This is a genomic window from Mesorhizobium sp. M0088 (assembly GCF_040322895.1).
GTDB lineage: Bacteria > Pseudomonadota > Alphaproteobacteria > Rhizobiales > Rhizobiaceae > Mesorhizobium.
This window is the reverse complement of record NZ_JAMYUI010000034.1, coordinates 39,400-59,268: the sequence shown is the minus strand read 5'-3', so window position 1 is coordinate 59,268 and position 19,869 is coordinate 39,400. Positions and strand designations below refer to the sequence as shown.

Annotated in this window: 20 protein-coding genes and 1 pseudogene; 11 read left to right on the top strand and 10 right to left on the bottom strand. The window is 63.8% G+C overall.

Annotated features, from left to right (window positions below; genetic code table 11):
- Nucleotides 1-42: 42 nt before the first annotated feature.
- Complete coding sequence (locus NKJ67_RS31370; RefSeq protein ID WP_352585157.1) at nucleotides 43-801, bottom strand: SDR family oxidoreductase; 759 nt, start codon at nucleotides 799-801, stop codon at nucleotides 43-45.
- A gap of 102 nt (nucleotides 802-903) precedes the next feature.
- Between NKJ67_RS31370 and NKJ67_RS31365 the strand changes: the two genes are divergently transcribed.
- Nucleotides 904-1,797 carry a LysR family transcriptional regulator gene (locus NKJ67_RS31365; RefSeq protein ID WP_292459143.1) on the top strand — a complete coding sequence of 298 codons (894 nt, stop codon included), beginning with the start codon at nucleotides 904-906 and terminating at the stop codon, nucleotides 1,795-1,797.
- Between the two features lie 23 nt (nucleotides 1,798-1,820).
- Here NKJ67_RS31365 and NKJ67_RS31360 read toward each other — a convergent pair whose 3' ends face one another.
- Nucleotides 1,821-3,047 (bottom strand): flavin-dependent oxidoreductase, encoded by a 1,227-nt coding sequence (locus tag NKJ67_RS31360; RefSeq protein ID WP_352585154.1) that lies wholly within the window; start codon nucleotides 3,045-3,047, stop codon nucleotides 1,821-1,823.
- Between the two features lie 162 nt (nucleotides 3,048-3,209).
- On the opposite strand from NKJ67_RS31360, the gene NKJ67_RS31355 reads away from it, so the two are divergent.
- The 5 genes from NKJ67_RS31355 to NKJ67_RS31335 all read left to right on the top strand — a co-directional run bounded on the left by NKJ67_RS31355 (nucleotide 3,210) and on the right by NKJ67_RS31335 (nucleotide 8,261).
- Nucleotides 3,210-4,235, top strand: a complete 1,026-nt coding sequence (locus NKJ67_RS31355) for a GlxA family transcriptional regulator (RefSeq protein WP_352585152.1) — start codon at nucleotides 3,210-3,212, stop codon at nucleotides 4,233-4,235.
- A 184-nt stretch (nucleotides 4,236-4,419) separates the two neighbouring features.
- The gene (locus tag NKJ67_RS31350) at nucleotides 4,420-5,280 is read left to right on the top strand and encodes an FAD binding domain-containing protein (RefSeq protein WP_127398132.1); all 861 of its coding nucleotides are present in this window, start codon (nucleotides 4,420-4,422) and stop codon (nucleotides 5,278-5,280) included.
- Entirely contained in the window at nucleotides 5,280-5,756 is a 477-nt protein-coding gene (locus NKJ67_RS31345) for a (2Fe-2S)-binding protein (protein WP_013530647.1), read from the top strand. The genes NKJ67_RS31350 and NKJ67_RS31345 overlap by 1 nt, the downstream gene beginning before the upstream one ends.
- A 1-nt stretch (nucleotide 5,757) precedes the next feature.
- Entirely contained in the window at nucleotides 5,758-8,028 is a 2,271-nt protein-coding gene (locus NKJ67_RS31340; RefSeq protein WP_352585150.1) for a xanthine dehydrogenase family protein molybdopterin-binding subunit, read from the top strand.
- Nucleotides 8,016-8,261, top strand: coding sequence for a MoaD/ThiS family protein (locus NKJ67_RS31335; RefSeq protein WP_352585148.1), 246 nt, complete (start codon nucleotides 8,016-8,018; stop codon nucleotides 8,259-8,261). The genes NKJ67_RS31340 and NKJ67_RS31335 overlap by 13 nt, the downstream gene beginning before the upstream one ends.
- A 294-nt stretch (nucleotides 8,262-8,555) precedes the next feature.
- Here NKJ67_RS31335 and NKJ67_RS31330 read toward each other — a convergent pair whose 3' ends face one another.
- From NKJ67_RS31330 to NKJ67_RS31315, 4 genes and pseudogenes are all read right to left on the bottom strand, one after another.
- Nucleotides 8,556-10,613: a TRAP transporter permease gene (locus NKJ67_RS31330; RefSeq protein WP_128309636.1), complete on the bottom strand. Its 2,058-nt coding sequence runs from the start codon at nucleotides 10,611-10,613 to the stop codon at nucleotides 8,556-8,558.
- Nucleotides 10,614-10,699: 86 nt separating this feature from the next.
- Nucleotides 10,700-11,689, bottom strand: a complete 990-nt coding sequence (locus tag NKJ67_RS31325; RefSeq protein ID WP_013530643.1) for a TAXI family TRAP transporter solute-binding subunit — start codon at nucleotides 11,687-11,689, stop codon at nucleotides 10,700-10,702.
- A gap of 273 nt (nucleotides 11,690-11,962) precedes the next feature.
- Nucleotides 11,963-12,257: pseudogene (locus tag NKJ67_RS31320) on the bottom strand (ABC transporter permease); the annotation flags it as partial.
- 74 nt (nucleotides 12,258-12,331) lie between these two features.
- Complete coding sequence (locus tag NKJ67_RS31315; RefSeq protein WP_256746805.1) at nucleotides 12,332-12,688, bottom strand: hypothetical protein; 357 nt, start codon at nucleotides 12,686-12,688, stop codon at nucleotides 12,332-12,334.
- 253 nt (nucleotides 12,689-12,941) lie between these two features.
- Between NKJ67_RS31315 and NKJ67_RS31310 the strand changes: the two genes are divergently transcribed.
- A complete protein-coding gene (locus NKJ67_RS31310; RefSeq protein ID WP_256746804.1) occupies nucleotides 12,942-13,382 on the top strand; it encodes a hypothetical protein in 441 nt (146 codons plus the stop codon).
- Nucleotides 13,383-13,385: 3 nt separating this feature from the next.
- Here the strand turns inward: NKJ67_RS31310 and abc-f are convergent, their stop codons facing one another.
- Nucleotides 13,386-15,008 carry a ribosomal protection-like ABC-F family protein gene (gene abc-f / locus NKJ67_RS31305; protein WP_256746803.1) on the bottom strand — a complete coding sequence of 541 codons (1,623 nt, stop codon included), beginning with the start codon at nucleotides 15,006-15,008 and terminating at the stop codon, nucleotides 13,386-13,388.
- Between the two features lie 413 nt (nucleotides 15,009-15,421).
- Between abc-f and NKJ67_RS31300 the strand changes: the two genes are divergently transcribed.
- On the top strand, nucleotides 15,422-15,709 hold the full coding sequence (locus tag NKJ67_RS31300) for a hypothetical protein (RefSeq protein ID WP_352585145.1): 288 nt from the start codon (nucleotides 15,422-15,424) through the stop codon (nucleotides 15,707-15,709).
- A gap of 289 nt (nucleotides 15,710-15,998) precedes the next feature.
- Here the strand turns inward: NKJ67_RS31300 and NKJ67_RS31295 are convergent, their stop codons facing one another.
- Together NKJ67_RS31295 and NKJ67_RS31290 are read right to left on the bottom strand one after the other, a co-directional pair.
- Nucleotides 15,999-16,598 carry a YdeI/OmpD-associated family protein gene (locus NKJ67_RS31295; protein WP_127267003.1) on the bottom strand — a complete coding sequence of 200 codons (600 nt, stop codon included), beginning with the start codon at nucleotides 16,596-16,598 and terminating at the stop codon, nucleotides 15,999-16,001.
- On the bottom strand, nucleotides 16,598-16,804 hold the full coding sequence (locus tag NKJ67_RS31290) for a hypothetical protein (RefSeq protein WP_352585142.1): 207 nt from the start codon (nucleotides 16,802-16,804) through the stop codon (nucleotides 16,598-16,600). The genes NKJ67_RS31295 and NKJ67_RS31290 overlap by 1 nt, the downstream gene beginning before the upstream one ends.
- A gap of 42 nt (nucleotides 16,805-16,846) precedes the next feature.
- Here NKJ67_RS31290 and NKJ67_RS31285 point away from each other — a divergent pair, with 42 nt between their 5' ends.
- Together NKJ67_RS31285 and NKJ67_RS31280 are read left to right on the top strand one after the other, a co-directional pair.
- Nucleotides 16,847-17,461: a hypothetical protein gene (locus NKJ67_RS31285; protein WP_127809776.1), complete on the top strand. Its 615-nt coding sequence runs from the start codon at nucleotides 16,847-16,849 to the stop codon at nucleotides 17,459-17,461.
- Between the two features lie 111 nt (nucleotides 17,462-17,572).
- Entirely contained in the window at nucleotides 17,573-17,788 is a 216-nt protein-coding gene (locus NKJ67_RS31280) for an SDR family NAD(P)-dependent oxidoreductase (RefSeq protein WP_502905252.1), read from the top strand.
- Nucleotides 17,789-17,811: 23 nt separating this feature from the next.
- Here NKJ67_RS31280 and NKJ67_RS31275 read toward each other — a convergent pair whose 3' ends face one another.
- Complete coding sequence (locus NKJ67_RS31275) at nucleotides 17,812-18,717, bottom strand: S1C family serine protease (protein WP_352585140.1); 906 nt, start codon at nucleotides 18,715-18,717, stop codon at nucleotides 17,812-17,814.
- A gap of 198 nt (nucleotides 18,718-18,915) precedes the next feature.
- On the opposite strand from NKJ67_RS31275, the gene yghU reads away from it, so the two are divergent.
- A complete protein-coding gene (gene yghU, locus NKJ67_RS31270) occupies nucleotides 18,916-19,782 on the top strand; it encodes a glutathione-dependent disulfide-bond oxidoreductase (RefSeq protein WP_352585138.1) in 867 nt (288 codons plus the stop codon).
- Nucleotides 19,783-19,869 lie beyond the last annotated feature (87 nt).

Genomic DNA, 19,869 nt, shown 5'->3' with positions numbered 1-19,869 from the left:
TCTGTGGAATTTCAGGTTCGGGGTGGAGCGGTCGGCGACGGCTCAGACGACGCCGCCATTGGCGCGGATGATTTGTCCGTTGACCCAGAAGCTGTCCGGTCCGGCCAGGAACGAGACCAGCCCGGCAATGTCGTCGGGCTGGCCGAGCCGGCCGAGCGGGATCATCTTGCCGATGGCCTCGATCTGCGCCTCGCTCTTGCCGTCCGTGAACAGCGCGGTCTCGATCGGTCCGGGCGCCACCGCGTTGACGGTTACACGGCGCGCGCCAAGCTCCTTGGCCAGGATGTGGGTCATCGCCTCGACACCCGCCTTGGTGGCGGCGTAGACGCCGTAGCCCGGCTGGTAGAGGCCGACGACGCTGCTGGAAAAATTGACGATGCGGCCGCCGTCGCGAAGCCGGCGCGCACCTTCCCGCATGCCGCGGAACACGCCGCCGAGATTGATCGCGATCTGCGTGTCGAACGAAGCATCGTCGGTCTGGGCCATCGGCGACGTCTTCATGATGCCGGCATTGTTGACGAGGATGTCGATGCCGCCGAACGCCTTCTCGCCGGCGTCGAACAGCATGGCGATGCCGTTTGGATCGGCGATATCGGCCTGAACGGCGATCGCCTTGCCGCCGCCGGCTTCGATGCTGCGGACCAGTTCTTCGGCCTCGGCGCGGCCCCGTGCATAATTGATGACGACAGCAACGCCATCGCGGGCGAGCCGCTGTGCGATGGCGGCGCCGATGCCTTTGGAGGCGCCGGTCACGATCGCGGTTCTGGTTTGGCCACCCGTACTTGTTTGATTGGATGTCATGGAAGTCTCTCCGTGTGTTGGTGACACGGATATAGGCCGGGCCACTTCCCGGATAATCGGCTGCCTATTGACATCACTATTCGGAAATTGCGAACAAAAGCCATGGATCGACTGGACACGATGCGGCTCTTCGTTCGCGTTCTGGAGCGGCGCAGCTTCACCGCTGCCGCGGCCGATCTCGGCCTGCCGCGTTCAACCGCTACGGAATCGATCCGGCGGCTGGAAGAGCATCTCGGCGCGCGGCTTCTGGAACGAACGACGCGGCAGGTGAACGCCACCCAGGACGGCGAAGCCTACTATCGGCGCTGCCTGTCGATCCTGTCCGAGATCGAGGATGCCGAAGCCGCCTTTCGCAATGCCGAGCCTTTCGGCCTGCTGCGCATCGATGCCAGCACGCTGCTCACCCGCACATTCCTGTTGCCGCGCCTGCCGGAGTTCCTCGCCCGCTATGTCAGGATCGACCTGCAGATCGGCCAAAGCGACCGGCTGGTCGATCTCGTGCGCGAAGGCGTCGACTGCGTCATCCGCGTCGGCGAGCCGCCCGACAGCGGCATGATCATGCGGCGGCTGGCTGTCATCCGCGAGATCACCTGCGCCAGCCCTGCCTATCTCGAGCGCCACGGCACGCCCGTCTCCCCCGATGCGCTCGACGGTCACCAGGCGGTGGGCTTTGTTTCGTCGCGCACCGGCGAGACCCTTCCGTTCGAATTCACCGTCGCCGGCAGTATCCGTGAGGTGCGGCTGCCAGGCCGCGTCGCAGCCAACAATTCCGACACCGCCGCCGATCTGGCGCGGCTTGGCCTCGGCCTCATCCAGGCGCCGCGCTATCGCTTCGAAAAGGATCTGGCGGATGGGACGCTCGTCGAGGTGCTGGCCGACTATCCGCCCTCGCCGACGCCGCTGTCGGCGCTCTACCCGCAGAACCGCCAGCTCTCGCCACGCCTTCGCGTCTTCCTCGACTGGGCCTCGCGCATCTTCGCCGAGGCCGATCTCTAGGGCGCAAAACGCGCCGCTCCCGGTCAATTCGGTTTTGGAAACCCGGCCAGGGACGCATATCCGCGTACCACGCTCTTGCGTTCTTCGCGCGAAGCGACGGCGTCGATGTCATCAAAGCCATGCGGCGCCCGGGCCTCGACCATGTCTATGACCGCTTCCGGGCCGCCTTGCCGATTGGCCAGCACGATGGCCGATGTGGCCGGCCGCCGCTCCCCATCATAGCGCGTTAGCGCGGCTTCGACGGTAGGCTCCGCAGCCAGATGCATCGCGAGGCAACCGGCGTCGAGTATTGCCTGGCTGGCTCCGTTCGACCCCACCGGATACATGGGATGCGCCGCATCGCCGAGCAGCGTCACCCGCCCGAACGACCATCGCGGCAGCGGGTCGCGGTCGCAGTTCGGATATTCGTAGAAGCCATCCGTTGCCTGGATGATGGATGCCGGATCCACAAAGTCCAGCTGAAACCGGTCGCGCACGAAGGGCAGCACATCGTCGATCACCCCTGGGCGGCTCCAGTCGCCGGGACGCAGCGGTGATGTGCCGCTATCACCGGTATTGGCCATCACCGCCCAGTTCGTCAGCCTGGTCTCTTCGCGATCCGGCTCGATCGGATAGTAGACGAACTTGGCGAAATTGCCGCCGGCAACCGCCATGGTGCGCCCGTCGCGCCAGACCGGCCATGGCGTAGCGCCGCGCCACAGCATCGTGCCGTTCCAGATCGGCGGCCCTTCTTCGGGATAGAGCACGGCCCTGACGGCGGAATGGATCCCGTCAGCGCCTATGAGCAGGTCGCCATGCGCCTCGCCTCGTGAGCCGTCATGCCGGCGGGAATGCGCCACGACCCCGCCTTCGCTCTGCTCGAAGGCATCGACAAGGCTTGCCGTATTGATGACGTCGCCGCCAAGCCTGCTCACCACGGCCCGATGGATCAATCCCAGCAGTCTGCCGCGATGAATGCTGATTTGCGGAACCTCATAGCCGGCATCGATGCCGCGCAATTCCTGCCATACGACCTGGCCGAAGCGGTTGGTGTAGACAAGCTCGCGTGTCCTCACCCCCTCCGCGTCGAGCGCCGGCATCAAGCCAAGCCCAGCCAGCGCCTTGACCGCATGCGGCAGCATGTTGATGCCGACGCCAAGTTCGCGGATGTCGTCGGCCCGCTCGAACAGTTCAACCTCGATGCCTGCCTCATGCAGGAACAGAGCGGTGGTGAGGCCGCCAATGCCGGCCCCGGCGATCAAAGCTTTCATCCGTCACTCCCTTGCTGTGAAAGCCGGTGCTCCGGGTGAGCCAGACGCCCGTCGCCGTCGCTTCGGTTCGGGCATCGTCATGGCGATGCTCCAGATGGCTTGACGACGAGGGTACCGGCGTTAGGTTTCGTCCGAAATGACATAAATCGGGCGAATACTGCCATGCGCAGGCAAGTTGCCGTCGTCGTTCACCCCGGTTTCCAGCTTCTGGACGCTGCCGGGCCGACAACAGTCTTCGAGATTGCGGAGCGGCACCGCCCGGACAGCTATGAGCTGGTTTTGCTGGCGCCCGGCGGCGGCGACGTTGAAAGCTCTTCGGGTCTGAAGCTCCTCACCAAGCCTCTGCGCGACGGTACTTTCGACACTGTTATCGTGTCGGGCGGCGAAATCATCCGTTCCATGGAGGCGATGGACGAAATCGTCGCCTGGTTGAGGCGCGCCTCGGCGCGGCGCATCAGCAGCGTCTGCACGGGCGCGTACCTGCTGGCAAAGGCGGGATTGCTCGACGGCCGCCGCGCGACCACGCACTGGGCCAGCAGTGACGACTTCCACCGCCGCTACCCGAAGGTCAGGCTGGATGCCGAGCGTATTTTCATCAGGGATGGCGACATCTGGACGTCGGCCGGCATCTCGGCCGGAATAGACCTGGCGCTCGCCCTCGTCGAAGATGACCTTGGCGCTGAGGTGGCGCGCCGCACCGCGCAGCAGATCGTCGTGCACCAGCGCCGACCGGGCGGCCAGTCGCAATTCTCGGCCTTCGTCGAGCTGGGCGGGCGAACCGGCCGCTTCGCCGCGCTGATCGAATGGGTGCGGGCAAACCTGGCCGAACCGCTGACCGTCGAATGCCTGGCCGATCACGCGGCCATGAGTCCCCGCAACTTCGCCCGCGCCTTCACGGCCGAGACCGGCGTCACGCCGGCAAAGGCCGTAGAGCGCATGCGCCTTGAGACGGCCCGCACGGCGATCGAGACCACCCATCTCCCGCTTGAGCGCATCGCCGAAACGGTTGGTTTTGGCGATCCCGGACGCATGCGGCGCGCCTTCCTGCGTACCCTTGGCCAGCCGCCGCAGGCGTTTCGGGCGACAGCCGAACACAGAGAGCTTCAGCCGGGGCGGCCAAGCAGCGGCTCTGCCGGCTTAGAGGCCGTTCTGGTCCAAAGGCAGACAAAAGCGAATGAGTGCACTTGATCCATCGCCGAAGTTTCCCAAAAATCACCAAAGCCGGTGCTGCCATCGGGGCGCGCGCCACTTTCCGTCTGTTGGACTGGATATTGCGGCGCCTGGCCTAATCGCCGCAGTTGAGGAACCGGATAGCCATTATGAGGAGACTGTTTATAACGGTCGCTGAAATCGCGATGACCAAGGGGAGACGATGCGCTACATACGTCCGCTTTCAATAGAAGATGCCGTTGGCCAGTTGGCCGGGTCGGCTGGTACGGCCGCCATCCTTGCAGGAGGCAGCGACCTCCTGGTCAGGATGAAGGGCGGCTTTGCCGAACCAGAGCTGATCGTCGACATCAAGGCGATCGATGGCTTGAGCGAGATCCGGGAAACGGCTGAAGGCTTCAGCATCGGCGCCGCGGTTCCCTGCGCCGTCCTGGGAGAGAACACCGCCCTCAAGAAGGCATGGCCTGGTGTCGTCGAGGCGGCCAAGCTGATCGGCTCCAAGCAGGTGCAGGGACGCTGCACCATCGTGGGCAATCTCTGCAACGCCTCGCCGGCCGCCGACAGCGTGCCGGCGCTGGTTGCCGCCGGCGCCAAGGCAGTGGTCGTCGGGCCGGCGGGCCGGCGCACGATTCCCGTGCAGAGCGTGCCGACCGCGCCGGGCAAGACGTCGCTGGCCAAAGGCGAGATCATCGAGGCGATCCTGCTCGACAAGCGCGAGCCGCGCTCTGGCGATGCCTATCTGCGTTTCATTCCACGCACCGAGATGGATATCGCGGTGGTCAGCGCCGGGGTGAACCTGACGCTCGACGAGCACGGTGTCGTCAAATCGGCCCGCGTTGCGCTGGGCGCCGTGGCGGCGACGGTGCTTCTGGTCGAAGAGGCCGCGGAGGTGCTCATCGGCTCCAGGCTGGACGAGGCGACGCTGGAGCGGCTCGCCAAGGTCTGCGCGGGGGCATGCCGTCCCATCGACGACAAGCGCGGCACCATCGAATTCAGACGAAAAGTTGCGGGTGTGCTGGCCCAGCGGGCCGCCACATCAGCCTATGCACGTGCAGGAGGCAAATGATGGCTGGTATAGCAGTTTCAACGACAATCAACGGCGACGCTGTCGAATATCTTTGCCAGCCCGACGAGACGCTGCTGGACGTCCTGCGCGATCGGCTGGGGCTGACGGGCGCCAAGGAAGGCTGCGGCACCGGCGACTGCGGCGCCTGCAGCATCATCCTCGACGATCGGCTGGTGTGCTCGTGCCTGGTGCTCGGCGCCGAGGCTGAAGGCCGCCGCGTCGAGACCATCGAGGGCATGGCCCATGGCGATACGCTGCACCCGCTGCAGCAGAAGTTCCTCGAGCACGCCGCATTGCAATGCGGCATCTGCACGCCGGGCTTCCTGATCGCGGCCAAGGACCTCCTGGCCAAGAACCCCGACCCGACCGAGGAGGAAATCCGCTTCGGCCTTGCCGGGAACCTCTGCCGCTGCACCGGCTACGACAAGATCGTGCGCGCCGTCCAGGACGCGGCCATCGTGATGAAGGGAGCCTGAGATGAATTTCGATCCACGTTTTTCCGGACGTAAATTCACCTCCGTCGGCACGCGTCCGATCCGTCCCGACGGCATCGACAAGGTGACGGGCCGCGCGCGTTATGGCGCCGACTTCAACATGGCCGGCCAGCTGGTCGGGCGTGTTCTCAGAAGCCCGCACGCCCACGCCAGGATCGTCAAGATCGACACGTCCAAGGCGGAGAAGCTCGCCGGCGTCAAGGCGGTGATCACCGCGGCCGACCTGCCCGACCTCACCGATGGCGATGCCGCCATGTACGACGTCCTCGACAATTGCATGGCGCGCACGAAGGCGCTCTATGACGGCCACGCGGTGGCCGCAGTCGCCGCGATCGACGCCCGCACCGCCAGGCAGGCGCTGAAGCTCATCGAGATCGAATATGAGCTTTTGCCGCATGTCACCGATGTCGACGAGGCGGCGAAGCACACGGCGCCCTTGATCAATGATGCCATCTTCACCGAGGGCCTCGAGGAAAAGCCGGTAAAACCCTCCAACATCACCAAGCGCAGCCAGTTTGGCCATGGCGATGTCCATCAGGGCTTTGGGCAGGCCGACTTCATCGTCGAGCGTTCCTTCAAGACCGAACAGACGCACCAAGGCTATATCGAGCCGCATGCCTGCGTGGCGAATTTCAGCTCCGACGGCACCGCCGACCTCTGGGTGTGCACGCAGGGCCATTTCGTCTACCGCCAGCACTGCGCCCAGCTGCTTGGCATGGAAGCCTCGAAACTGCGCGTCACCTCCTCGGAGATCGGCGGCGGTTTTGGCGGCAAGACCCATGTCTGGGCCGAGCCGGTGGCGCTGGCGCTGTCGCGCAAGGCTGGACGGCCGGTGAAGCTGGTGATGACCCGCGACGAGGTGTTCCGCGCCTCGGGCCCGACCAGCGCCACCTCGATCGACGTCAAGATCGGCGCCCGCAAGGACGGCACGATCACCGCCGCCGAAGCGACGCTGCGCTACAGCTGCGGCCCGTATGCCGGCTCCTGGGCCGAGATCGGCGCCATGACCGCGTTTGCCTGCTACAAGCTCGATAACGTCAAGACGGTCGGCTACGAAGTGCTGGTCAACCGGCCGAAGACCGCGGCCTATCGCGCGCCTTCGGCGCCGATGGCGGCCTTCGCGGTGGAAAGTGCCGTCGACGAGCTGGCCAAGAAGATCGGCATGGACCCGGTCGACTTCCGCATCAGGAACGCCGCGCAGGAAGGCACCCGGTCCTCCTATGGCCCGGTCTACGGACCGATCGGCATCGGCCCGACGCTCGAGGCGGTGAAGAGCCATCCGCACATGAAGGCACCGCTGGGCAAGAACCAGGGCCGTGGCATGGCTTGCGGCTTCTGGTTCAACTTCGGCGGCCAGACCTGCACCGACCTCAACATCGGCATGGACGGCTCGGTCTCGCTGGCCGTCGGCACGGTCGATGTCGGTGGCTCCCGCGCCTCGCTATCGCTGGTGGCGGCGGAGGAACTCGGCATCGACTATTCCCAGGTCAAGGCGATCGTCGCCGACACGTCCAGCCTCGGCTATAACGACATGACGGACGGCAGCCGCGGCACCTTCTCGTCTTCCATGGCGACGATCTCGGCCGCCCGCAATGCGATCAAAATCCTGCGCGAGCGCGCCGCGCAGATGTGGGACATTGCCGTCGACGACGTGGTCTGGGAAAAGGGCCACGCGATCGCCAAGGGCGAGAAGCACGGCAATCTCGGCAAGCTGTCGCTGAAGGAGATCGCGGTCGAGTCGGGCAAGACCGGCGGCCCGATCGCCGGCCACAGCGAACTCGTCGCCGATGGCGCCGGCGTCTCCTTCGCCACCCATATCTGCGATATCGAGGTCGATCCCGATACCGGCGCTACCAGGGTCATCCGCTACACGGTCGTGCAGGATGCCGGCAAGGCGGTGCACCCGACCTATGTCGAGGGCCAATACCAGGGCGGTGCGGCGCAAGGCATCGGCTGGGCGCTCAACGAGGAGTATATCTACGGCAAGGACGGGCGGCTGCAGAACGCCGGCTTCCTCGACTACCGCATCCCGGTCTGCTCGGACCTGCCGATGATCGACACGCAGATCCTCGAGATTCCCAACCCCAACCATCCCTACGGGGTGCGCGGCGTCGGCGAGACGTCGATCGTGCCGCCGCTGGCGGCGATCGCCAATGCGGTGTCGAACGCCGCGGGCGTGCGCATGACGCACATCCCGATGTCGCCGCCGCGCATCCTGGCGGCGATCGAGGCGGAACGGGAATGGTCGAAGTAACGCTCTGGGGCTCGCTCGCCGCGACCGCCGGAGGCCAGAGCAAGGTCGAGATCGAGGCCAAGGACATAAGGGAGCTGTTCAGGAAGCTGGCTGAACAGTATCCCGGCCTCGAGCACTGGATCGACAAAGGCATCGCCGTCGCCATCGACGGGACGATCTACCGCGATACCTGGTCGAAGAAGCTGCCAGAGGGGGCGGAGATTTTTTTGTTGCCGCGGCTGGCGGGGGGATGAGCGGGCGGCTGGCAGGGTAAAAAGTGCACTGTCACCGTAATTCTAAGAAGGCCAAAAACCGCTGTTGGATTCGACCGGGAGGAGGGTCTGATTTGCGCCTCATGCCGGTCATCGCCACGGCTCATCGCCTCTTCTCACGAGCGGACATCTTCGCGACTAGGCTGAAGCTCGCTCGGCGCCGAGAACCGCAGCGAATGTCATGGACTCGATGGTCCGCCCTCTCATCTTTCCGTCCGCCCACCGCATATGCGCGACGTCGAAACTCCGGGAAGGATTGCGTTGGAGCGGCGCTGATCAGACTGGCTGCGCCTCTTCAGTGTGGCGTGCGTTCCAATGGCGCAGCAGGACCGGGACGAAAAGCGCCACGCCGAGTAGCGAGGAATAGAGTTCGGGTGCCACCAGAAGCAGGGCGGCGAACACGAGCAGCACGTTTTCCCATGGGCGTGTGCGCACCAGAAGATAGCGCGATAGCGCGGCGCCCAGGCAGGTGATGCCCAGCACGCAGCCGAAAAAGGCGAGGAAGAAGTTCGGCCAGGTGAAATCCTTCGTCACCAGCAGCAAGGACGGTGAGAAGACGAACACGAAAGGAACCAGTGCCTTACCCATCCCCAGCCGGAAGGCGGTGTTGCCGGTCTTGAACGGGTCCGCCCCCGCCATGCCAGCGGCGGCGTACGCCGCCAGCGCCACCGGTGGTGTGATGTCCGCCAGCAGTCCGTAATAGAACACGAAGAAGTGAGCGACGATCGGCTCGGTGCCGAGCATAACAAGCGCCGGCGCCGCGATCGTCACCATAATGATGTAGTTCGCGGTCGTCGGGATGCCGCAGCCCATCAGGATGCAGACGACGCCAGTCATGATCAAGGTGAACAATAGGGTCAGACCCTGGGCCGAGAAGATCGCCTCAGGGATGAAGGTGCCGAAGAGAAGGGAAAGGTGTCCAGCCGTCGATGTGACGATGTAGGACAGCTTGAAGCCCACTCCGGTCAGGGTGACGACGCCCACGACGATGCCGACGGTTGCGGCGGCGGCTCCGACTGCGAGCGCATATTTGGCGCCGTCGCGCAGGCACATCACGATGTCGGCGACCGACATGCGCCGGCGCGGATTGAGCAAACCGACGAGAATACACAAGGTGATGCCCCAGAAGGCGGCCATGTAGGGCGTGTAGCCCGAGAGCAGCACGCCGATGAGGACGACGAGCGGGATGATCGTCGGCCAGTCCCGCTTCAGCGCCTCGACGACATCGGGCATCTCGTCCGGCCTGAGCCCCCTAAGGCCGGTTCGCTTGGCCTCGAAATGCACCTGCATGAACACGCCAAAGAAGTGCATGAAGGCGGGCACGATGGCGGCAAGGATGATGGTCGTGTAGGGTAGTTCGAGAAATTCGATCATCAGGAAGGCCGCTGCGCCCATGATCGGCGGCGTCACCTGACCGCCGGTCGAGGACGCCGCTTCCACCGCTGCGGCGAAATGTTTCTTGTAGCCGAGCTTGATCATCGCCGGGATGGTCAGCGAGCCGACGGTAACGGTGTTGGCGACCGACGAGCCGGAAATCATGCCGAACAGCGCCGAGCCGAAGATCGACACCTTGGCGGGACCGCCGGCGTAGCGGCCGGCGACCCACGCCGCGCAGTCGAGGAAGAGCTGGCCGAGGCCAATGCGGGTGGCGAAGACGCCGAACAGCACGAAGTGGAAGACGTAGGTGGCGACGACGCCGAGCGCGATGCCGTAGATGCCCTGCGTCGTCAGATAAAGGTGATCGACAAGCTGGGAGACGGACGCGCCGGGGTGCACTAGAATGCTCGGCATGTACCGCCCCAACAGCGCGTAGGCCATGAAGACGACGGCGATGATGGGCAGCGGGATGCCGACGGAGCGGCGCGTCGCCTCCAGCAGAAGCAGGATGAGGATAAGGCCGAACACCACGTCGAGCGCCGTGGGATTGCCGACGCGGAAGGCAAGGTCGTCGAGCGGGATCATAGGCACGTGCATGACGACGACGACCGCAGCGATCGCCAGCAGCCAGTCGAAAAGGGGTATGCCGAGCGGCCGCAGGAGGCTGGACCGCGCGGGCTGGTCGTAGCTTTTCTTCACCAGCGGGAAGACGAGGAAGATCAGCGCCAGCACCATCGACAGGTGGATACCCCGGTGCAGCATTTCCTGCAGCAGGCCGAAACCGGCGGTGTAGTAGTGAAACAGTGACAGCGCCACCAGGAGGAAGCCGACCAGCCAGCCCGCGACACGGGTCAGTGGCCGGAAGCGGATTTCGGAGTCGAATTTCTCCTCCAGTTCGCGAGCGTTCTCCTCATCGAACTCCATTGCGGAAAGCTTGATCTTGTCGTCATCGCTCATGGCCGGTTCCGTGTCCTTAATTTCCAGACAAAAGAGGCGGAAAGCATCCCTTCCGCCTCGTTGTTGTCAGCCGGTCCAAATGGCTCTTATTTCAGGGTGCCGACTTCCTTGTAGAATTTCTCTGCGCCGGGATGAAAAGGAATGCCGGCGCTGGTAACCGCGTTCTGGAGCGTGATCAGCTTGCCCTTGGCGTGGCCTGCCTGCAGGGCCTTTTGGGTTTCGTCGCTGTAGAGCGACTTGACGATCTTGTAGACGAGGTCGTCGGTCTGCTTGGCGCTGGTCACCCATTGAGCGGCGACGGAAATGGTCTTGGTTTCGCCGACATTTTTGTAGGTGCCTTCCGGCACGGTGTCGGTGGAGAAGAACTTCTGCTCGGACAGCAGCTTGTCGGCCTCGGGGCCGGTGATCGGCACCAGCGTGATGTTGTTGGTGGTGGCAAGCTCAACGATGGCGCCGGTCGGATAGCCGCCGACGAAGAAATAAGCGTCCATGGCGCCATCCTGCAGCCGCTCTCCGGCCGGGCCAGGCTTGAGATATTCGGGCTGCACGTCCTTTTCAGCCAGACCGTAAGCGCCAAGCACAAGTCGCGCATCGACGATGGTGCCGGAGCCCGGCTCGTCAAGAGAGACGCGTTTGCCCTTGAGATCCGCCACCGACTTAATGCCGGCGTCGGCGCGCGCGACCAAATGGATCGTCTCGGGATAAAGCGTCGCGATGAGGCGCAGGTCATCAATCTTGGGCTTGCCCTCGTAGAGGCCGGTGCCCGAATGCGCCCAGTAGGCGACGTCGGATTGCGTGAAGCCCGATTCGGACGCGCCCGACTGGATGGCGCTGATGTTGGCTACCGAACCGTTGGAGGACGTGGCGGTGGCGACCAAGCCTTCGACGCCGGCCGCGCCAGTTGCCGAGATGGCGTTGGCGATCAGGCCGCCCACCGGATAGTAGGTGCCGGACGTTCCGCCCGTGCCGATGCGGAAAAACGCCTGCTGCGCGCGTGCCGGCGAAAATCCGGCCGCAGCCAGCGCCAGAGCGCCCGCGCCTATGGAAAAGGTGCGGCGGTTGATCGAAATAGTCATGCTACCTCCCAGTCTAAAGACCGGCAGGATGTTGCAGCGGCCAAGGTGTTGTCAACCTGTACGCGCTTTTTGAGAGCGGATCGGTCCTCGCGGGCTGGGGCTGTCGGCTGTTGCTGGCCGTGGCGCATCCTCAATGGGTGCAAATTTTGAAGAAGCACCAAAATTCGATCTGGCTTCATCATTGGTTGAACGGCAGTAGTTCGCATCCTTGCGCCAAAAAGCTGCCTGTCTGAATTCGGCCCAAACGCAGCCATTCACCTCAACCCGCTCCCATTTCTCCTCCACGATCCTCAAATAAGCCGCCGTCACGAATAGCAGATCGGCCCGAACAAGATCCGCCTTGCCCCTCCGGCATCCGCAGGATGGTCAAGAGCGTCGTCAGCACGGTCAGGATCAGCGCGCCGATGATGGTGCCGGTGTAGACACCGCGGCCGCCGAAGATGGAGGTGCCGCCGATCGCGGCCGCGGACCGATGGCAGTACCAGCGGTTCGGCGAGCGACAGCGATGGCGCCTTGATCAGGCTGATAGCAGGCGGGTGATGCCGACGAGCATGCTGGAGATCACATAAGGCCCAACGGCGCCTTCCATCACTCACACCGCTTCGCAATTCCGGCGCCTTCTGCCGGAAGGGCGCGGCAGCGCTATGGATACTTCGTTGGACGCACCCCAGGGTTCAAATCGCCCTGCAGTTCCTTCGGCAGCGGCAGGCTTGAGCATTGCAAGTGCACTTCCCGCGCGAACAGCTTTCGCTGCTTCTGCTCATGCTCCTTGATGGCCGCGACGAGGCCCATCGAGTATGGACCAAGCAGGACGCCGAAACCCCATCCCGGATGCTCCTTCTCGCGAGCCTGGTAATCCGAAGCCGCCCTGCGCGCCTGCTGGCATGCCGGCGAAGCCCATTTCTGGTCCTGCTGCGAAAGCGACGCCTCATAATCGACCGGCGATGTCGCGCACCCAGCCACTGCCGCAGTCAATGCGAGGCAGATTGCGATTCTCATCCGAAGCCTCTCCTAAGCCTTGTACAGGGCCTGCATAGACCTCTTCATCGCACAAGGCGATAGCTGCGGTCAGGCGCCCTCCCCACCCCCCGCAACCCCTCGCCCTCTCCCCGGCCTTCCCGCGGCCGGATTCGAACCCTGGAACCAAATCACGGGGCCTGGAACCAAATCACGGGCGAGACTGTTCAGTTGTAACTTTGATCCCACGCAGACATCCCGGCCGGCAAAGCGGCGACATTGAGGAGTTCTCACCATGAAGATTTCATCCGGATTTCGTTCCATCGCGGTTGCCGCCATCGCAACCGCGAGCATCGGCTTTGCCAGCGCCGCGCATGCCGACAGCGGCACGATCCGCTTCGCCGTCTACAAGGCGGCCTTCTTCGTCGGTGGCTCCGGAGGGGAAGGAACGTTCACCTTCCACGGCCGCACCTATCCCATCTCGGTCGGCGCTGTCTCGGGCGGCCTCGCCTTCGGCGTTTCCAAGACCTATTTCAAAGGCACCGTGCGCCACATCAAACGTGCACGGGATGTGACCGGGGTCTATGGTGCGGCGGGCGGTGGCGGCGCGCTTGGCAAGGGGGCTCAGGTGATCGTCATGACCAACGACAAGGGCGCCCGGCTCGAATTGACGGGCAGGCAGGTCGGCCTGCAGGTCAACGCCGATCTCAGTGGCATGAGCATCTCGCTGCGGTAAGGGCTAGCTCCTCAACCCCGGCGCTTCCTGCCCGGTGCGCTCGACATATTCCGTATAGCCGCCGCCATAGGTGTGGATGCCTTCGGGCGTCAGTTCCAGCACGCGGTTGGAAAGCGCCGCCAGAAAATGCCGGTCGTGCGAGACGAACAGCATGGTGCCCTCGTACTGCGAAAGCGCCGTGATCAGCATCTCCTTGGTGGCGATGTCGAGATGGTTGGTCGGCTCGTCCAGCACCAGAAGGTTGGGCGGGTCGAACAGCATCAGCGCCATCACCAGCCGCGCCTTCTCACCGCCTGACAGCACGCGGCATTTCTTCTCGATCTCGTCGCCGGAAAAACCGAAGCAGCCGGCAAGTGCCCTGAGCGGCGCCTGACCGGCCTGCGGAAACGCGTCCTCCAGTGTCTGGAACACGGTGCGCTCGCCTTCCAGCACCTCCATGGCGTGCTGGGCGAAATATCCCATTTTGACGCTTGGCCCGCGCGCGACCGTGCCGGTGTCGGGCTCGGAAGCGCCGGCGACCAGCTTCAAGAGCGTCGACTTGCCGGCGCCGTTGACGCCCATGATGCACCAGCGCTCGCGGCGGCGGACCTGGAAGTCGAGCCCCTCATAGATGGTGCGGCTGCCATAGCCCTTGTGGACGTTCTTCAGCGTGACGACATCTTCGCCGCAGCGCGGCGCCGGCAGGAAATCGAAGGACACGGTCTGGCGGCGCTTCGGCGGCTCGACGCGGTCGATCTTGTCCAGCTTCTTCACCCGGCTCTGCACCTGTGCGGCATGCGAGGCGCGCGCCTTGAAGCGCTCGATGAAGGCGATCTCCTTGGCCAGCATTGCCTGCTGGCGCTCGAACTGCGCCTGCTGCTGCTTGTCGGCGATCGCCCGTTGCTGCTGATAGAATTCGTAGTTTCCGGAATAGGCGGTCAGCGAACCGGCGTCGATCTCGACCACCTTGTTGACGATGCGGTTCATGAACTCGCGATCGTGCGAGGTCATCAGCAGCGCGCCGTCATAGTTTTTCAGGAAGGATTCCAGCCAGATCAGGCTTTCCAGGTCGAGATGGTTGCTCGGCTCATCGAGCAGCATGGCGTCGGGCCGCATCAACAGGATGCGGGCCAGCGCCACGCGCATCTTCCAGCCGCCGGACAGCTTTCCGACATCGCCGTCCATCATCTCCTGCGAAAAGCCGAGACCGTCGAGCACTTCGCGGGCGCGGCCGTCCAGCGCATAACCGTCGAGTTCCTCGAAGCGGTGCTGCGCCTCGCCATATTTTTCGATGATTTCGTCCATCCGGTCGGCCTGGTCGGGATCGGCCATGGCCGCCTCGAGGGCTGCCATTTCGGCCGCGACTTCGCTGACCGGCCCGGCGCCGTTCATCACTTCGGCCACAGCGCTGTGGCCTTCCATGTCGCCGACATCCTGGCTGAAATAGCCGATGGTGACGCCGCGATCGACCTGCACCTGGCCTTCATCGGGCTGCTCCTGCCCGGTGATCATGCGAAACAGCGTCGTCTTGCCGGCGCCGTTCGGCCCGACGAGGCCGACCTTCTCGCCCTTCTGCAGGGACGCCGACGCTTCGATGAAGACAAGCTGACGGCCGTTCTGCTTGCTGATGCTTTCAAGTCTGATCATGCGGTGTCCGGGCTATATGCTTGCGTGAAAGGATTTGCCCGGCGCCTTACGCGAAGGATGGCCGCAAAGAAAGAGGCGCAAGCGCCGCATACAGCGGAACGCCCTTGCCTTCCCCCCTTGTGGGGGAAGGTGGATCGGCGCGTCAGCGCCGAGACGGATGAGGGGTGTTCCAGCGGAATGAGACGTTGGCGTTCCCTGGAACACCCCTCATCCGACCTCGCTTCTCGAGGCCACCTTCTCCCACAGGGGGAGAAGGGAAAACCGCACCCAGACACACTCCAGAAACAAGAAACAACATCCGGGAAAAGCTCGCGAAAACATCGCCTGTCATAACCACCCTCGCGGCGGTCAAGCGGGCTGCTGCACAACGCGAAGAAATGGTCCAAAACATGCAACGACGTTCGACCGGATGGATGGGTGCCCTGACAGGCATTTCGCTCGCCATGCTGGCGGTCGCACAGTCGGGGGCGGAAGCAGCGGTCACCCGGAGCGAATATTGCAGCCAGCTCGGTCTTCAACTCGACGGAGCCATCCAGACCAAAGCCAAACCCGGTGCCAGTGCAGGCGAGATCGCCGAGGCAACCGCGCTCCAGGACAAGGCGAACCGGTTTTGTGCCGAGCGCAAGCAGGCCCAAGGCATCAGGACCTACGCCAACGCCCTGAAACTCCTTGGAGTGACGCCGGTCGACTTGAACCAATAGTATCTGCCTTTGAACCATCAAGCACGCCAAGGCTGTTGATTGCCCCTCCTTCCTGACTTCCTCCACTCGCAAAAGCGAGGGCGGCTTTTTCTTGACTACGCAATGCCGGAGGAAATGCGCGACAGACACCTGTCAAATCTGCACAAAAACAGATGCTTATAACAATTCGGCGATTCAGATACTGAAGCACTTCATGCGACGCTGAGTGCCGATCGCAATCTGCCCAGGAATGGGGTGGCGGGCCGCATGCGCAACGCATACCCCTCGCCGTAGAAAGAGCCTGAGCGGCTTACTTCCTGCCTTGCGGATGGATCGTCTCGCCGCGCTTCAGCATTGCTACGAACGTCTCGATCTTCTTCTTGCGCCCGGCCTCGGTCTTCATGTTGTGGGTGCGGAAGGCGAGCGCGAAACGGTTCTGCGCGCTGAGTTTTTCAAGCATCGCCTTGGCGGCGGGTTCCGCGTCTATGGCTGCTTGCAGGTCGTCGGGGATTTTCATCTGCTTGCCGCTGCCATAGGCGCGCGCCCAGCGCCCGTCCGCCTTGGCCGCCTCGACCTGTTTGAGCCCATGCTCGGTCATGCGGCCCTCCTCGACCAGCCGCGCGACATTGTCGATGTTGATCAGGCTCCAGATGCTCTTCCGGCTGCGCGGCGTGTAGCGCTGCAGGAAACTCTTGTCGTCCAGCCCCTTGCGCACCGCGTCGATCCAGCCGAAGCACAGCACCACGTCGATGGCTTCCTTCGGCGTGATCGACTTCAGTCCCGACCCCACCTTGTGAACCTTGATCCACACTTCGGTTTCCGTGGCGTGGTGCTTGCCGAGCCACGCGTAGAAGCTGCCCGCATCCGGAAACTCGTGCACCTTGTCGGGATCGACCTTGACCGGCGCCATTAGCCGGCCTGTTTGTTCAGTGCCGCTCGCGCCACCATAGTTCCTGCTCCCACTGTCGTATTGCCCGCATTGCGCCCATCGTCATCGCCCGGCATGTGGCACAGATCGCTGTCAGTTTTCGTCAGTTGCGTCACCACAAAGCGAAGAAAGCATCGCCGCGCGACTTCGTCGGGGAGAAGAGAGGGCGCGCGATATTCCACCGCCATGCTATAGGACCGCAAGGTGTCAGTCTGGGGGAATATGCCACCATGAAATCTCTGCTGCTCGCTTTTCTATCTTTGCTGTTGCCGAGCCTCGCCCTTGCGGAGCCGATCGAAACCCGGAAAATCGTCACGGCTGTGACTGGCGACTTCAACGGCGATGGCGCCGTCGATCTTGCCATGGTGGTCGAGACCGAGCCCGGCCAGCCGATGGACGTCCACTTCTTCCTCAGGGACAAGGAGCACAATTACCTCAAGCCTGTCGAGATCGTGCACGAGCAGGTCCACGGGGAATGGAACGGCTACGACCGGCCGGGCTACGAGAACTCCGACACCGAGCCGGAACTGACGATGCTGCCCAACGGTTCGATCAAATTCTACCTGCCAGCGATGCCGGTCGGCAGCGAACGGACCGACATGACGCTGACCATCGCCTGGCGCAACGGTGCCTTCATCGTCGCCGGCTTCGCCTATAACCATGATGACTATTTGAAGGAGAATGCCGAAAGCGCCTGCGAGTACAATGTGCTGACCGGCAAAGGCACCAGCAGCGAAAAGCAGCCCGACGGCAGCACCAAGCACAAGACCGTCTCCGTCGAAGGCCAGGCCATCGCTTTCAAGGACTGGAACCCGGGCGCTGCCTTCACCGCTTGCGGCAACTGATCGCCCTGCATCATCGGCGCTTCCGATAGCGCTATCGGTTTCTTCCGTTTTCACTTGCCGCACCGAACTGCCAATTCCCTGCCCTTCTCCATCCAAGCAAAGGCAGAGCGAATGAGCATTTCAAATCAGAAAATCCTGATCGTCGGCGGCGGCTCCGGCATGGGTCTGGCGCTGGCCCGGCGCTGCGTTGAGGCTGGGGCCTGTGTGACCATAGCCGGGCGCGGCGAGGATCGGCTGCAACGGGCGCGTGAGGCGCTGGGCAATCCCGGCGAGGCCCTGGCCGCGATGGCCGAGCGGCTGCCCGTCGGGCGAATGGCAACCCGATGACATCGCCGACGCCATCGACGCGCCTACTGCAGCTGCGGCTTTTTCAGAAAACTGCCGCGGTCGGCCGATTTGACGCGCAGCCAGGTTTCGCGGCCGTCGCGCAGCACCCGCATCGGAATCTCGGCCCCCGCCGAGCCGCTTTCCCACAGCTTGCGGTAGAAATCCGCCAGCCCGTCGACCGCGCCGTCGCGGATGTCGGAGATGATGTCGCCCTGGCGCAGGCCGGCCTTGGCCGCCGGGCCGCCCTCGGTCACGCTCATCACCACCACTCTGCCGTCGCTTTCGGCCGACAGGGCGCCGAGCCACGGGCGCGGCGGCTTGGCCACCTGGCCGCGTGTCAGGAGGTCGTCGAGAATGGGCGGCAAAAGATCGATCGGCACCACCATGTTGATATCGGCGACCTCGCCGTTGCGGCTCATCTGCAGGCGCAGCGAACCGATGCCGAGCAGCGAGCCGTCGGCGCCGAACAGCCCGGCACCGCCCCAGGACGGGTGCGCGGGCGCAATGAAGATCGCCTCGTCGAGCAGATATTCCCAATAGCCGGCGAATTCCTGCTTGGTGACGATCCTGGCCTGCACCGACTGGCCGACGCCGTCGGCCAGCACGACGGCGTCGCCGATCCTGGCCTTGCCGGCATCGCCCAGCGCCACCGCCGGCAGGCCGAGCGGCGCCAGCGCCTGCACCAGGCCGAAGCCCGATTCCTGGTCATAGGCGAGCGCGTGCGCGGGGATGACGCGGCCGTCATGGCTGGTCAGCCAGACCTCTTCCGCTTCGGTGATGAGATAGCCGATGGTCAACACCAGCCCGTCATTGCGAATGACGACGCCGCTGCCTTCCCTGAGCGTGCCGAGCGCCCCGGCTGTAAAGGCATCTTCGGGAACAGTAGCCCGCACGGCAACGACCGAGCGCGGATTGGGATTGATGGTCATGCTTTTGTCCTGGATGGGCTTTGGCGACATCTTCTATAGGTATGCCACGCCGGAGAAGGCGCAAGGGCAAGGAAGAGCCCAATTGCCGATGTTGGCCCTGCGGGCATCGATAATAGTTCAACGCAAGTTGAACTTACACATCCGCAGCCCTAGTTTATGGCGACCTGCCATCCTTCCCCACGACACGAGGCCCCCGAGATGACCGAATACACCCCGCCGAAAGTATGGACCTGGAACAAGCCGAGCGGCGGAGCCTTTGCCAGCATCAACCGGCCGATCGCCGGACCGACGCATGACAAGGAACTGCCCGTGGGCAAGCATCCGTTGCAGCTCTATTCGCTGGCGACGCCGAACGGCGTCAAGGTCACCGTCATGCTGGAAGAGCTTCTGGCGCGCGGCCACAAGGGCGCCGAATACGATGCCTGGCTGATCCGGATCAACGATGGCGACCAGTTCGGCAGCGGCTTCGTCGAGGTCAATCCCAACTCCAAGATTCCGGCCCTGATGGACCGCAGCGGCAAGACGCCGGTGCGCATCTTCGAATCCGGTTCGATCCTGGTCTATCTCGCCGAAAAGTTCGGCGAATTCCTGCCTACCGAACAGCCGGCGCGCGCCGAAGTGCTGTCCTGGCTGTTCTGGCAGATGGGCTCGGCGCCCTATCTGGGCGGCGGCTTCGGTCACTTTTATGCCTATGCGCCGGAAAAGTTCGAATATGCCATCGACCGCTTCTCGATGGAGGTGAAACGCCAGATGGATGTGCTCGACCGCCGACTGGCCGAGACCGAATATCTCGGCGGCAAGGACTATTCCATCGCCGATATGGCGGTGTGGCCCTGGTATGGCGGGCTGGCGCTCGGCCGCATGTACAATGATTCCGCCGAGTTCCTGTCCGTGCAGGAATACGCACATGTGCAACGCTGGGCCAAGGCGATCGACGCACGACCGGCGGTCAAGCGCGGTCGCATGGTCAACCGCGCTTTCGGCGAGCCTGCCATGCAATTGCATGAGCGCCACGACGCCAGCGATTTCGAGACCAAGACGCAGGATAGACTGGCCGCCGAATAGGCCATAGCGGGTCGCGGCAAAGGAAACCCGCCACCGACGCGACGTCGGGGCGGGTTTTCCCCAAGGTTCAGTGCTGCGGGAACCCCC